Source organism: Rufibacter radiotolerans (assembly GCF_001078055.1).
Taxonomy (GTDB): domain Bacteria; phylum Bacteroidota; class Bacteroidia; order Cytophagales; family Hymenobacteraceae; genus Nibribacter; species Nibribacter radiotolerans.
In genome coordinates, this window is the sequence record NZ_CP010777.1 from 2,498,890 (window position 1) to 2,513,487 (window position 14,598).

The following is a 14,598-nucleotide window of genomic DNA, read 5'->3' on the forward strand; positions in this document are numbered from 1 at the left end:
GCGTTCTATAGCTATAAACGTGGTAGCAGCCCCAAAGGCGACGCTCCTGCGCTTTATTCTACCACTTTTCGCGTACCTCCAGCTTCAGCGAGAAACCGGGTCAGACCTCATTCTCCTGCAGCGTATACAGCTCGGCAAACAGGCCCCCTTTTTGTAGCAATTCATTACTGGTTCCTTCCTCTACCACACTGCCATCTTTAATGACAAAGATATTGTCTGCTGCCCTTATGGTGTGCAGCCGGTGGGTGATGGTGATGACGGTGCGGCCCTCCATCAGTTTTTCAAGGGCGTCCAGCACGCTTTTCTCGGCCTCGGGGTCCAGGGAGGCGGTGGGTTCATCCAGGATAAGGATGGGGGAATTTCGCACAATGGCCCGGGCTATGCCAACGCGCTGCCGCTCTCCCCCAGACAGCGTCATGCCCCTTTCCCCTACCTCCGTGTTATACCCCTGCGGAAGCCGGATGATAAACTCATGGGCATTGGCTTTCTGGGCGGCCTCCAGAATTTCCTCTTGGGTGGCCTCGGGCCTTCCGTAGGCGATATTCTCCTGGATGGTTCCGAAGAAAAGTACGGTCTCCTGGAGCACAAAACTGATCTGCATTCTGAGGCCGTCTAGCTTGAACTCCTTTATGTCTACCCCGTCCATCAATACCCGGCCGGCCGTGGGATCATAAAACCTGGGGATGAGGCTGGCGATGGTAGATTTTCCGCTGCCGGTAGGTCCGCAAATACCTACGTGCTGCCCTGCTTTTATCTCCAAGTTGAGGTTATGCAGCACCAGGTTGCCCGGCAGATAGGCAAATGACAGATTTTCCAGTTTAATGTCACCTTTAAATTTACCAGGCGTACGGGCATTTGGCTTCTGGTAGATAAACGTATCTGTGCCTAAGATCTGTTGAATCCGTTCCAGGGCCACCAGCGCTTGGGCAATGTTGGTGGTCATTTTGGCAAGGTTCTTGACCGGGTTGAAAAACTTATTGAGGTACGAGAGAAATACCGTTAAGGCCCCCAAAGTCATTAACCCCTTCAGGACCAGTTCAGCGCCGCGGTACAGCACAAAAGCGGTGCAAAGGGATATGACAATACTGACCACCGGCGAAATCATAGACTTTACCTTTCGGGCTTTCAAGGCGGCCTCAATGGTTTCATAACTCACCTTTTCCAAGCGGTGCTCTTCCAGGTCCTGCCGGCCAAAGGCATTGATATTTCTGATGGATTCCAGCCCTTGTTGCAGCACACTTACCATTTCGGCTTGATCCCTGCGCACCTCATGGGTGGCTTTTTTCACGGCTTTCTTGAACCGGACAATAAAGAGCAGCAGAAACGGAGACACGCCCACCGCCATGAGGGTAAAGTCCCAGTTAAGGGAGAACATAATTATAAGCATGCCTATAATAGTAAGGGCATCTATCAGAATGTTCAACAAGGTCTGGGAAGCGAAATCCTGGATAGTGGAAACGTCTGAGGTAATGGTACTGAGGAGTTTACCTACCTGGTTGCGGTCATAGTAAGAAAGCGAAAGCCGCAGCAAGTGGTGGTACATGTGCCGGCGCAAATCATTGGCCACGTATTGGGCCACACTCTCTGTATAATAATTATTGGCAAAGCTAGCCAGTTCCCCTAACACGGTGACAAAAACAATGACCAATGCAGCCAGAAGGGCCAGTTCAAACTTGGTCTCGCCAATGGAAAAAGCCCTGATCCAAGCCAGCCACCTAGGTAAGTCATGGTCATTGATCACATTGTCTATAATGATTTTCAAAGGCCATGGAGTGGCCAGGCTCATGATGGTTTCGCCCAGCATGGCGGCAATTATGATCAGGATCCAGGTGCGGTAAGGCTTCAGCAACCCAAACACCAGGCCCGTCAGGCTTTGGGAGACCTGCAGTTTTTCCCCGTCAGATGCCGTTGGATCATGTGGCCTGTCTGTAGAAACTGTTTCCATAACATCTTCTGCTATAAGACCAATACGAGTTTCAGCTCAACTTATATGTGGTAGGAGCTTTTTTAGGGCTTGTGAGAAGCAGGTGGATTCGGTTTGAGGGAAAGGGCGTTGGGAACTATTAAGGAGATTAAGGGAGGGGTTTGTTTGGGAGCTTTACTTTCTTGTTGCTAAAATACGCGTACCACTATTTAATTTATAAGTTTAACGGGTCTTGCTAAACTACTATAAGTCCGGCGGCCGAAGCATGCAAAATATTGGCAAAAGTTACTCTATTTAAACATAAAGCTGGAAGCAAAAACAATGATTATTATAGCCCCTAACAGAATCATGATCCGGGAAAACCTATTTGTGAGCTTTACCTTTATTGCACCTTTAGGAATGTTTTGTTCAAGAGCTTTTTTTACCTGACTATAATTTTGATACTGCTTTTCTCCTAATGTCATCTGGTCTCGGTCGGGTAACTGTATAAGAATTCCACTCGTTGACCATACATAATCAGATATCTTCAAATCTTTGTAATCGTAAAATCTGGTAAATAGTCCATATAGATATATCACTTCAAGCTTGTTCGGGTGGAACTTGAAATCCTTCAACAAGGACAGAAACAAGGCTAATGGGAAAATAGAAATCCACGAGAGGAATAGAACTCCTCCAATTATATCTATGTCTGTAACATTGTCGAGGTTATTAATTATTATGATATAGACTATATAAAGCATTACTACCGAACAGATGGAAAACACCACAAGCAAAGGAAGTAGAAGATAGGTAAGTCTTGACTTTATCATTCTTTAAAATTTTGCCAACTAGCCGCTAAAGGCGTTATTCGGTTTATTTACATAATGCATAAAAGAGAGCTGAATTAATAACCACCTTAAACCCAACGCTTATCCTGCCAAACCGCATCTAAAATAATAATAAGCAGGCACTGAACTAAGCCCTAGTCCGAACCACCAATCATAAATACAAGATACAGAAAGAATTTTCTGTTTTGAGGCCATTTTCCGGAAAACGGCCTCAAAACACCAATGCTACTAACGATAAACGTTTTCAGGGAAAAGGATTGAAAAGGCGGCTTATTTCTCCCGGTCTATGGTGTACCGGATGAGTTGCTCCAGGGAGTCGCGGGAAGGGGAAGCGGGGAAGGTGTGGAGGAGTTCCAGGGCCTCGGCGTGGAAGGCTTCCATCCGCTGGATAGAGTATTCCAGGCCCCCAGATTTTTTCACGAAGGCAATCACCTCGTTGATCTTTTCGGTTTTGCCGTTGTTGTTCTTGACGTTGTAGATCACGCGGCGCTTGGTGAGCCAATCTGCTTGCTGCAAGGCGTAGATTAGGGGAAGCGTCATTTTCTTCTCTTTGATGTCAATGCCCACGGGTTTGCCTATCTCGGCGGTGCCGTAGTCAAACAAATCATCTTTGATCTGGAAGGCCAGGCCCACTTTCTCGCCAAACAGGCGGGCTTTCTCCACGGTTTCCTCATCAGCGCCCGCCGAGGCCACGCCAACGGCACAGCAAGACGCTATCAACGAGGCGGTTTTCTGCCGGATGATGTCAAAATACACCTCTTCGGTGATGTCCAGGCGACGGGCCTTCTCCATCTGTAGGAGTTCGCCCTCACTCATCTCGCGCACGGCGTTGCTCACAATCTTGAGGAGCGCAAAATCATTGTTGTTGAGGGAGAGCAAGAGGCCTTTGGAGAGCAGGTAATCACCCACCAACACGGCAATCTTGTTTTTCCAGAGGGCGTTCACAGAGAAGAAACCGCGGCGATAATTGGAATCATCTACCACATCATCATGTACCAAGGTGGCGGTGTGCAGCAGTTCAATGAGGGCGGCGCCGCGGTAGGTAGCCTCAGAGGTTTGATCCTGCATGAGCTTGGCCATAAAGAAAACGAACATGGGGCGCATCTGCTTCCCTTTCCGTTTTACAATGTAGCCCATGATCTTATCCAGCAACAGAACATTGGATTGCATAGACTGCCGGAACTTCTTTTCGAACTCCTGCATCTCGGCTGCAATGGGGACCTGTATCTGGTTTAAAGGGCTGCTCATTTTGGTGGCACAATAATACGAGCCTCCGCCCTCGAAAGCAAACGCTCCATTTGGATTTGACGTTATTCAGGCGTTACTTCGGCGGCCTTTTAAAATTAACCTTATGGTACAGCACACAGACTTTCTTCTCTCCTCTCCGCATGGCCGCGATTTTGCCGTTGACGCCCGCTGGGAAGCCGATGGACAGGCCAAACCGGTGGTGGTGTTCGTGCACGGGTTCAAGGGTTTCAAGGACTGGGGCCACTTTAATTTACTGGCAGATTACTTTGCCCACCATGGGTTTGTGTTTGTAAAGCTGAACCTGTCACATAACGGCGTGGAGCCAGACGGCACCGACCTCACCAACATGGAAGCCTTCGGGAACAACAATTTCTGCATTGAGTTGGACGATCTGGGCACCGTCATAGACCACCTGAAAAACAACCCCGCCCAAATACCGGCTCAGGAAATGGATCCTGACTACCTGTTTCTGATCGGGCACAGTCGTGGCGGTGGCCTGGTGCTGCTTAAGGCCTCTGAAGACAGCCGCATCACGGGCGTGGCCACATGGTCGGCGATCAGTGACATAGACCAGCGATGGTCGCCTGAGGTGATGGAGCAGTGGCAAAAGACCGGGGTGCAGTACATTGCCAATGCCCGCACGGGCCAGCAAATGCCGCTCTACTACCAATTGGTGGAGAATTACCTGGCCAACCGCGACCGCCTGAATATTGCCAAGGCCGTAGAAAAGATCCAGATGCCGCTCCTCATCATCCATGGCGAACAGGATGAGACGCTACCCGTGCAAATGGCCCACGATTTGCACGCCCAAAACCCCTTCGCGGAGCTTTACCTTATCCCAGAGGGCGACCATTCATTCGGTGGGAAGCACCCCTATGGAGAACCGCACTTACCAACCCCAGCCCAAGCCGCCGCCGATAAAACCATCAAATTCTTTCAGGAAGCCATAGCCCGTTCATAATGACCCCTCTTTTTCTGCTACTGGGCAGCAACCTGGGCGACCGTACCTTTTACCTTACAGAGGCCTGTTTGCGTTTAGAGGCCGTTTTCGGGAAAACAGCCCTAAGGTCCAGCCTCTACCAAACCGCCGCCTGGGGCTTTGAAGATCAACCATCCTTCCTGAACCAGGTGCTGGTCTTTCACACCAATCTTTCCCCGCAAGAAGTGCTGGCCACTACCCAACAGGTAGAACAAGACCTGGGCCGCATCAGGAAGGAACGCTGGGGAGCCCGCGTCATTGACATTGATCTGCTCTTTTATGGTCAGGGAATCATAGAAACCGCCACCTTACATCTTCCCCACCCCCAACTGCACCTCCGGCGCTTTACTCTGGTTCCCCTGGCAGAAGTAGCCCCAGATTTCATACACCCGGTTTTAGGCAAAACGGTAGCAGAACTCCTAGAGGAGTGCCCGGATTTGTTGGAGGTGAGTCTAGTAAGGGAGTGATGTTAGAGGATTTTTCCGACGATTCTCCAATAGTCATCTCTTGTGTAAACACCCCTCTGCGCTCCCCTCAAGGGGAGAGTCTGCGTCGAAGAGGTGGGACAGCGCTTTAGGCCTGTTTTCCGGAAAACGTGCTGAAAACGCCCTAATCCAATCCCCAGCATTCCCCGATTCCAGTCTTTACCTCGAGCGCCTCGCTTGTGGCCCTGCAACAGCTCTAGCTAAGAGCAGAAGGCAAAGCGGCCGCAAGGGCAGTGCGAGGGGGAAAGACGGGGCCCCGCGGCCGTGAGCGCTCGGAGGGAAACCATGCAACAAGACAGCATAAGGACTCAGGTGTTGGCTTCTAATCCAAGGCTTAAGCGGAAAGGTGTGCACTAAGAAAAGCAATTGCGATTGGAAAGGCAGTTTAATTTGTTGGTGAGAACACCAACAACGGCCGGTAATCTGACCAACAATTGGCGGAAGCAACACCCTTCTTACTTCCTTACATCAAACTTCTGATACACCGAATTCTGGCTCACATACTCCGGCACCAACAGTTTCATATTCTTGATCACCGCTACGTTGTCCTGCGAAGAAAATAAACCAATCAGGGCTTCAATATCTTTTAGCACCTGTTCACTCTGCGGGGTGGGCAGGTTGGCGATTCTGATTTTGGGATGGTCGGTGGTCTGCACGGCCTCATTCTCATGGAAAAGCTCTTCCTCCAGTTTCTCGCCTGGCCGGAGTCCAGTGTAGACCAATTGAATGTCCTTGCCCAGGGTGAGGCCCGAGAGTTTGATCATTTTCTTAGCCAGGTCCACAATCTTGATGGAATCACCCATGTCAAAGATGTAAATCTCGCCGCCCTTGCCCATGGCGGAGGCTTCCAGCACCAATTGGCAGGCTTCCCGGATGGACATAAAGTAGCGGGAAATGTCTGGGTGGGTAACGGTCACGGGGCCGCCCTCCATAATCTGCTTCCGAAAACGAGGAATCACGGAACCGGTACTGCCCAACACATTACCGAAGCGGGTGGTGATGAAGCGGGTACGCTTGTGTCCAGAATCACGGAGGTAATGGTCCATGGCGTGCACGTACATTTCACAGAGCCGCTTGGAGGCGCCCATCACGCTGGTAGGGTTAACGGCCTTGTCGGTGGAGAGCAGCACAAATTTCTGGGCCTGGTATTTCACTGCCAGATCGGCAACGATCTTAGTACCCAGAATATTGGTATTCAGGGATTCAGTGGGGTTCTCCTCCATCACAGGCACGTGCTTGTAGGCCGCGCAATGGAATACCACCTCGGGGGTAAAGGTCTTGTACACGGCCTCCATACGTTCCTTATTGCAGATACCGCCTAGGATCACCTCAAAGTTCAGCTTAACGTACAGCTCGGTCAGTTCCAGTTCCAGGTCATATAAAGCGGATTCCGCCTGGTCTACCAACACCAGTTGCCGCGGCTTGAACCTAATCAGTTGCCGGACCAGTTCGCTGCCAATGGAACCCGCCGCGCCGGTCACCAGAATGGTGCGGTTCTGAAGCTCCTTGTGCAAGAGCGGAGAATCAATTTCGGCCGAAGGGCGGCCCAACACGTCTTCAATCTGCACCTCGCGTATCTGCTTGAAACTCAGCTCCCCGTTGATCCATTTATAGACCGGCGGCACCACCAGTACCTGCACACCCGCATTAAGGCACGCCTCCACCAGTTGCCGGCGCCGTAAGGTGGTAAGCCGCTGCACCGCCAGAATGAGCAGATCTACTTTGAGAGAAGAAAGCTGGGCCGTAAAATTATCCAAGGGTTTATGGATGGGCACGCCGTTAATGGATAGCCCCTGCTTCTGTTTGGCGTCATCAAGAAAAGACACTATATTATAGTAGGTGCCCATGTCCTGGTGCAGGGTGTTCAGGGTGATGCTACCCACTTCGCCGGCCCCAAAAATGACCACGTTCACCTTAGGCGAGTTGGTGTGGTTCCACTCATAGTGCATGATCTTGGCCCATACCCGTAGCAGGGAAAGCGCCAGAATACTGCCCAGATAATCAATGAGCAGCACAGAAATGGGAATGAAATTCTGATACCCCAATCCTTTGTTGTACACCAACTGGGCGGCCACTAATACCAGGGAACTCACCGAGAGGGCTACAAAAAGCTTGCGCAGGTCATCCAGGCTGGTGTAGCGAAGGATGCCCGCATAGGTTCGGGTATAAAAAAAAGCCGCTGCCCTTACTGCCAACACAATGGGCAGCATCTGGGCAACGGACAATTCAGTGTATTTCTGGAAATCAAAGTTAAAGCGCAGCAGGTAAGCCATCAGGAAGGAGACAGCACACAGGAGAATATCCAGGGCAAACACCAATTGCTTTGGCATCTTCTGACCGAAAAACTCTTTTACCTGCCCCATGCTTCTGATTTTAACCTTACCCGCTACGTACGAAATTCAGGCTTAGCTTACCTGCCATACCTCGGCATTTTTGTCAATCTTTTTCACCAGGCCCTGCAACACCTTGCCTGGTCCGCACTCAATAAAGATCGTGGCGCCATCGGCAATCATCTGCTGCACAGACTGCGTCCAACGTACGGGGGCGGTCAGCTGCTTGATCAGGTTCTGCTGGATCTCCTGCGGGTCAGAATGCGGTTTGGCATCTACGTTCTGGTATACCGGGCAGATGGCAGGGCTAAACGTGGTCTGACGGATCGCCTCCTCCAGTTCCGCCTCCGCGGATTTCATCAAAGGTGAGTGGAAAGCCCCTCCTACCGGTAACAACAAGGCTCTTTTGGCGCCGGCGGCTTTCAAGCGCTCACAGGCCTCCTCCACGCCCGGCACCGAGCCGGATATCACCAACTGACCGGGGCAATTGTAGTTGGCCGCAACCACCACATCCTTCACCTCGGCGCAGATCTGCTCTACCTTCTCGTCTTCCAGGCCCAGGATAGCAGCCATGGTAGACGGTTGCTCCTCGCAGGCTTTCTGCATGGCCAACGCGCGCTTAGAAACCAGGCGCAGGGCATCTTCAAAAGCCAGCACTTTATTGGCCACCAGGGCAGAGAACTCGCCCAGAGAGTGACCGGCCACCATTTCTGGGGCGAAGTCTGTGGCTACCGCGGCCTGAATAACCGAGTGCAGGAAGATGGCGGGTTGGGTAACCTTGGTCTGCTTTAGTTCCTCATCGGCGCCACTGAACATAATATCTGTGATTCGAAAACCCAAGATCTCATTAGCGCGCTCAAAAAGGTCTTTAGCTGCGGGGTATTGCTCATAAAGGTCTTTGCCCATACCCACAAACTGGGAGCCCTGGCCCGGAAAAACGTATGCTTTCATAGTTTGGCTTTAGATTTTCGTTTTAGGCCAATTTATGTAAAAACGGGCTCAAAACAGGTTTTATCAAAAGTAAGACGGCAAATATATAAAAATGGTGCCCATTCCCGGAGGAATAGGCACCATTCTTCATGATTTAAAATGCACAGCCTAAGGTTAGCGCAGAATCTCTACCCACCCTTTGTAGGTGCGTATTTCAGGCACCCTGCCGTAAAACTCTACCTCTACCTGATAGAAGTAGGTGCCTTCAGCCAGAGCTTTGCCGTTGTCCCCTACGCCTTTCCAGCGTAAACCGGGTTCGGCGCTGCTTTCATACACCTTGTTACCCCAGCGGTTATATACCTTAAGGGTGGCTTTCTTGATGAAAGTGGCCCCTTGCTTAGGCGTGAACTCATCATTACTGCCGTCATTGTTAGGGGTAAAGATGTTCGGCAACACAAACACAATACAGTTGTCTTCGCATTCAATGTTGCTGCGCTCACTCTCGCTTCCGTTCTTGTCAGTTGCCGTGACGTAGTAGCAACCGGCAAACGAAGGCAGGTTCTGGTGCAGGTAAGCCAGATCTTTGATAGTGGCAATGACCTTGAACTCCTCGGCATCGGTCTCCCTGAAGTACACTTTGTAGAAGTCAATATCCGAGGCGTTACAGCCGGTAGGTAGCGTCCAGGAGAGGCGGTTCTGGATAGGCGTCACACCGGCCACAAAGTCATCGTCGCAGTCATTGTCTACGGTCAAGATAGGCACGCAAGGCCGCGAGAAGCAGGTAATCTGGCTGTTATTGAGGATTGGGTCTGGCAGCAGCGGGTTCTGGAACGTGCCCTTGGTCACCACATAGGCGCAATACTCCTTGCCTTGCTCCAGCGGAACCTGTTTAGAGAAGGTACCTGCGGTAGGCCCTGCCAGCACACTGTCATATTTCTGGAACACCGCAGAGTTGGGCAGTTTCAGGTAAATGACGTGGTACAAAGGCTTGGCCGGGGTGCTGGCGTTGTTCCAGGGCACGTTGTAGGTCCAGTTCAGAACCATTGTAGCCCCGTTGGCTACGGCATTTAACCGCACACTGGACGCCGAGGAAGAGTCTACCAACACCGTGGGTGAACCCGTAGTGCCGGAATGGTAAAACTCTACCCGGTAGGCGTAGGCCGTGTCCAGGGTGTTCAGGTTATTATCTGTGAAGACGGTGTCATTGAGGTTGTTGCTGATGAATACCTGCGTGTAGTTGCCTTGAGGACTTCTTCCCTGGCCCATGGTACGCAACAAGCGGTACTGCAAAGGAGGAGTCAAGGTGGTCACAATAGCCTTTGGCTTGTTCCACTCCACCCTGATCTTACCGGTGGTGGCGCTGGTTTCCAGTACGCTTACTTTGGTGAGGGAAATAGACTCAAGCGTGGCGCACAGCTCATTGGAGGCAATACTGCTTCCGCCGCCCGGCTCCGGGAACTCGGCGTAGATGCGGTAGCAATAGGTCTTGTTGCGCTCCAGGCCTTTTCCGCCGTTATTATCCAGGAACGTGGTAACGCCTGCGCTCACCTCCCCTACCCGCACGTACCCGGCAGAGGCCGGAATACCCGTCTCACATGGCCCCGGCTTGAAATTAGAAGGTCCTTCGCGGCGGTAAATATACATTCTGGTGGCGTTAGGGCATGTGTAGGCAGACCAGTTCAGCCGGATGCTGCTGCTGGTTTGCGGCACCGCCGATACCAATACCGGAGGCGGCCCCACCACCGAAATACGCCAAGGTTTAAGGTCCGTTAAAATAATGCGTCCTGCCGGCGGCCGGTCTTCTGCCCTGAACACCACCTGGTACGGTGATCGTCGGACGTCCAGGCAGGTGGTCTGCCAGGTAAAGATGTGGCTGGTGTCACTCTGGGGTCTGAAGGTGGCCGGCGGCAACATGCTTCCAAACGCGGTCACCGTCACAGGGTCTTTGTCCGGGTCGCGCACCTTGATAATGTCTCTGAGCAATGTGCCTGCCACTACGCAGGTATCACGGGGCACAATAAGCACCGGGGGCCGGTTGGGGTCATCACGCACAAACACCTGCATGTCCCTGATCACGGTGCCTATGAGCCGTCCATTCCGCCACTCTTCCACAATAAAGGCGAAGTTGAATTCCCCCAGGGTATTGGGGGTGTTCCAGGTGATCTGGCCGGTGTTGCGGTCAATGGAGAACCCTGCAGGCCCGCCGGGCTGGGCGGCTCCCAGGAACTGGTCCAGGCTCCGGTAGCCCGGCGCTGTCTGGCCAATGGGGTTTCCGCAGGCGTCCCGGCCGGCATCTACCCTGGAGGGAAGCAGTTTAAAGGAAAGGCTGTCGCCGTCTGGGTCATAGGCCCCGGGGTTGTGCACGAAGATCTGTCCGCGCACCGCCACGTCTACCGGGGGTACTTCCAGGACCGGGGACCGGTTGATGATGGGGAACAGACGGTCAATGGTGAGCGTAGACTGCAGAAAGAAGGTCTGCTGCACCGAGTTGGAAATGTTGACTACGCCCCCGTTCCGGTTCTCGCCCACGAACGTGGCCGTAAAGGTGCCCCCGCCAGAATAGATATGCTCAAAGAAATAAGTATTGACAAAAGTGTTGTTCTGCCCGTTCTGCAGCAGCACCCGGCTGGCCCGCGGTGAGGTCTGTTGGGTACAGTCGCCAAAGTACAAGGTAGCCTCAAGGTCTTCAAAGGGTGGCGGGGCCACGCTGTAGGTCACCAGCTTAAAGAAGAAACGAAGCGGGTTTTTGGCCGCCGTGGTATCACTCTTAATAAAGATATTGCCGGCGCGTAAGTGGGTAGCCTGCGCCTGAGGCGCCAGAAAGAGGGTCAAAAGAAACAGCCCACCCAGCACATACAGCCAAGCTTTTACTTTATGTAAATGTAGAGGCATATAGTAGAGTTTTGCATGCAGAAGCAAAGATAGAAGAATCTCTATCCTGACCATGGACTTAACCAACAAATACGTGGTATCCTGGTTATAGAGATATAGGTTTATGGCTATAACGAATTCTAGGTTTCACTGTTGTAAACTTCCGGGGCAAAAGACGTTTTTAGCCTATTTTTCCTAAAACGGCTCTAAAACGTCCTTTGCCCAAGGGAGTTTAGTGGAGCAAAAGGCTCAATTTAGATTTATTCAAAATAAAAAAGACCAATTGCTTGAGAAGGCCCCCGCATGTACCTTTGGAAAGATTTAACCATCCCTAACACACCTAATTTCTCAACCTTAACACAACAAAATGAGTTGGTTCTCTAAAACGTTATCCAGTAGTATAGGCCGAAAGTTTCTGGTGGCCATCACTGGTCTGTTTCTCATCTCCTTTTTGGTGGTACACCTGGTGGGTAACCTCCAGTTGTTCAAAGATGACGGAGGTAATGCGTTTAACGTCTATTCGCATTTCATGGGCACAAACCCCATCATCCGGACTATGGAATTTGTGCTGGTGGCAGGCTTCCTGCTCCATATCTATGAGGCCCTGGTGCTTACTCGCCGCAACCAAAGCGTACGGCCGGTAGCCTATGCCTATAACCGTCCTCAGGACAACAGTAACTGGTCTTCCCGCAACATGGGTTTACTGGGTACCGTGATCCTGGTGTTTTTGATCATCCACCTTTGGAATTTCTTTGTGCCGGCCCGTTTTGGCGGCTTAGAAGGAGTGGTGGTAGACAATGTGCACTATGATAACCTTTACCAGAAAGTAGTGCAGTCTTTCCACATCTGGTGGTATGTCCTGATCTATGTGCTGGCCCAGATTGCCTTAGGGTACCACTTGTACCACGGGTTCCAGAGCGCCTTCCAGACCCTGGGCTTAAACCATAAGAAATACACGCCGGCCATTCAAATGTTCGGGGCTTTCTTCTCTGTGGTGGTGCCTGCTGTTTTTGCCGCCATGCCTCTGTATTTTTTCATCAAAGACGTTGTTTTGTCATAAGCGAACGGTATGATTCTAGATTCCAAGATTCCTGAAGGGCCATTGGCCGATAAATGGGAAAAGCATAAATTCAATGTGAAGCTGGTAAACCCGGCCAACAAACGTAAATACGATGTCATTGTAGTGGGAACCGGTCTGGCCGGGGCTTCCGCTGCCGCCACCTTAGCCGAGTTGGGCTATAACGTAAAGGCCTTCTGCTACCAGGACAGCCCACGCCGCGCGCACTCCATTGCAGCCCAGGGGGGTATCAATGCCGCCAAAAACTACCAGAACGACGGTGACAGCGTGTACCGCCTTTTCTATGACACCATTAAAGGTGGTGACTACCGCGCCCGCGAAGCCAACGTGTACCGTCTGGCGCAAGTGAGCGTGAACATCATTGACCAATGCGTGGCGCAAGGCGTTCCCTTCGCCCGCGAGTACGGCGGACTACTGGCCAACCGCTCCTTCGGGGGTGCTCAGGTAAGCCGGACCTTCTACGCCCGGGGCCAAACCGGCCAGCAGCTGTTGCTGGGTGCCTACTCTGCCCTTAACCGTCAGATTGCCTACGGGAAAGTGAAGATGTACCCGCGTACCGAGATGCTGGACCTGGTTATGGTAGACGGCAAAGCCCGCGGTATTGTCACGCGTCACCTGGTGACCGGTAAAATTGAGTCACACAGCGCCCACGCCGTGATTCTGGCTACTGGTGGCTATGGTAACGTGTTCTACCTTTCCACCAACGCCATGGGCTCCAACACCACGGCTATCTGGCGTGCCCACAAGAAAGGCGCCTTGTTCGCCAACCCATGCTTCACCCAAATTCACCCAACCTGTATCCCGGTTTCCGGCGACTACCAGTCTAAGCTGACGCTGATGTCTGAGTCCCTGAGGAACGACGGACGCGTATGGGTTCCTAAGGCAGTAGGTGATAACCGTGCCCCGGGAGACATTCCGGAAGAGGAGCGTGATTACTTCCTGGAGCGCAAATACCCTTCCTTCGGTAACCTGGTGCCCCGCGACGTGGCTTCCCGTAACGCCAAACTGGCCTGCGACGAAGGACGTGGCGTAGGAACCACCAAACTGGCCGTGTACCTTGATTTTGCCGATGCCATTAAGCGTGACGGTTTAGACAAGGTGAGCCAGAAATACGGTAACCTTTTTGAGATGTATGAGAAGATCACGGGTGAGAACCCGTATGAATCTCCAATGCGCATTTACCCGGCCGTGCACTACACTATGGGTGGCCTTTGGGTAGATTACAACCTCATGACCACCATCCCGGGGCTTTACGCCACCGGCGAGTGTAACTTCTCTGACCACGGCGCCAACCGTTTAGGGGCTTCTGCTTTGATGCAAGGTCTGGCCGACGGCTACTTCGTGATCCCTTATACCATTGGTGATTACCTGGCACAGATCCCTGCCAGCCGCGTAGAAACCAGCCACCCAGCCTTTAAGGAGTCTGAGGCTGCCGTGAAGGCCGATGTGGACCGCTTGCTTAATATCAAAGGCACCAGAACCGTTGATGATTTCCACAAGGCCCTTGGCCACCTCATGTGGGATTACTGCGGCATGGCCCGTAACGCCGAAGGCCTCCAGTACGCCAAGCAGGAGATCAGAAAACTGCGCGACGCCTTCTGGAATGACGTGAAGATTTTGGGTACCAACGAGGAGCTGAACGTAACCCTGGAGAAAGCCGGCCGCGTGGCCGACTTCCTGGAACTGGGCGAACTGATGGTAGATGATGCCTTGAACCGCAACGAGTCCTGCGGAGGTCACTTCCGGGAGGAGTACCAGACCCCAGAGAACGAAGCGCTGCGTGATGACGAGAACTACACCTACGTAGCCGCCTGGGAGTACACCGGTCCTAACGAACAGCCAACCCTACACAAGGAAGAGCTGAAGTTTGAGAACGTGAAGCTGACACAACGCAGCTATAAGTAATGAATAATTAAGAATTGGGAA

9 protein-coding genes are annotated in these 14,598 nt (G+C 52.1%); 4 read left to right on the plus strand and 5 right to left on the minus strand.

The window, feature by feature from the left end:
• Positions 1-100: 100 nt before the first annotated feature.
• Positions 101-1,945: an ABC transporter ATP-binding protein gene (locus TH63_RS10415; RefSeq protein WP_082161635.1), complete on the minus strand. Its 1,845-nt coding sequence runs from the start codon at positions 1,943-1,945 to the stop codon at positions 101-103.
• Between the two features lie 1,076 nt (positions 1,946-3,021).
• Positions 3,022-3,999: a polyprenyl synthetase family protein gene (locus tag TH63_RS10425; protein WP_048920895.1), complete on the minus strand. Its 978-nt coding sequence runs from the start codon at positions 3,997-3,999 to the stop codon at positions 3,022-3,024.
• Between the two features lie 103 nt (positions 4,000-4,102).
• On the opposite strand from TH63_RS10425, the gene TH63_RS10430 reads away from it, so the two are divergent.
• Positions 4,103-4,960, plus strand: a complete 858-nt coding sequence (locus TH63_RS10430) for an alpha/beta hydrolase family protein (protein WP_048920896.1) — start codon at positions 4,103-4,105, stop codon at positions 4,958-4,960.
• Complete coding sequence (folK, locus tag TH63_RS10435; protein ID WP_048920897.1) at positions 4,960-5,445, plus strand: 2-amino-4-hydroxy-6-hydroxymethyldihydropteridine diphosphokinase; 486 nt, start codon at positions 4,960-4,962, stop codon at positions 5,443-5,445. Before TH63_RS10430 ends, folK begins: the two co-directional genes overlap by 1 nt.
• A 473-nt stretch (positions 5,446-5,918) precedes the next feature.
• Here the strand turns inward: folK and TH63_RS10440 are convergent, their stop codons facing one another.
• The 3 genes from TH63_RS10440 to TH63_RS10450 all read right to left on the minus strand — a co-directional run bounded on the left by TH63_RS10440 (position 5,919) and on the right by TH63_RS10450 (position 11,615).
• Complete coding sequence (locus tag TH63_RS10440; RefSeq protein ID WP_076606460.1) at positions 5,919-7,826, minus strand: polysaccharide biosynthesis protein; 1,908 nt, start codon at positions 7,824-7,826, stop codon at positions 5,919-5,921.
• A gap of 42 nt (positions 7,827-7,868) precedes the next feature.
• Positions 7,869-8,744 carry an ACP S-malonyltransferase gene (gene fabD / locus TH63_RS10445; protein WP_048920898.1) on the minus strand — a complete coding sequence of 292 codons (876 nt, stop codon included), beginning with the start codon at positions 8,742-8,744 and terminating at the stop codon, positions 7,869-7,871.
• A 153-nt stretch (positions 8,745-8,897) separates the two neighbouring features.
• Positions 8,898-11,615 carry a T9SS C-terminal target domain-containing protein gene (locus TH63_RS10450; protein ID WP_048920899.1) on the minus strand — a complete coding sequence of 906 codons (2,718 nt, stop codon included), beginning with the start codon at positions 11,613-11,615 and terminating at the stop codon, positions 8,898-8,900.
• 346 nt (positions 11,616-11,961) lie between these two features.
• On the opposite strand from TH63_RS10450, the gene TH63_RS10455 reads away from it, so the two are divergent.
• Together TH63_RS10455 and TH63_RS10460 are read left to right on the plus strand one after the other, a co-directional pair.
• Complete coding sequence (locus TH63_RS10455) at positions 11,962-12,654, plus strand: succinate dehydrogenase cytochrome b subunit (RefSeq protein WP_048920900.1); 693 nt, start codon at positions 11,962-11,964, stop codon at positions 12,652-12,654.
• A gap of 9 nt (positions 12,655-12,663) precedes the next feature.
• On the plus strand, positions 12,664-14,577 hold the full coding sequence (locus TH63_RS10460) for a fumarate reductase/succinate dehydrogenase flavoprotein subunit (RefSeq protein WP_048920901.1): 1,914 nt from the start codon (positions 12,664-12,666) through the stop codon (positions 14,575-14,577).
• Positions 14,578-14,598 lie beyond the last annotated feature (21 nt).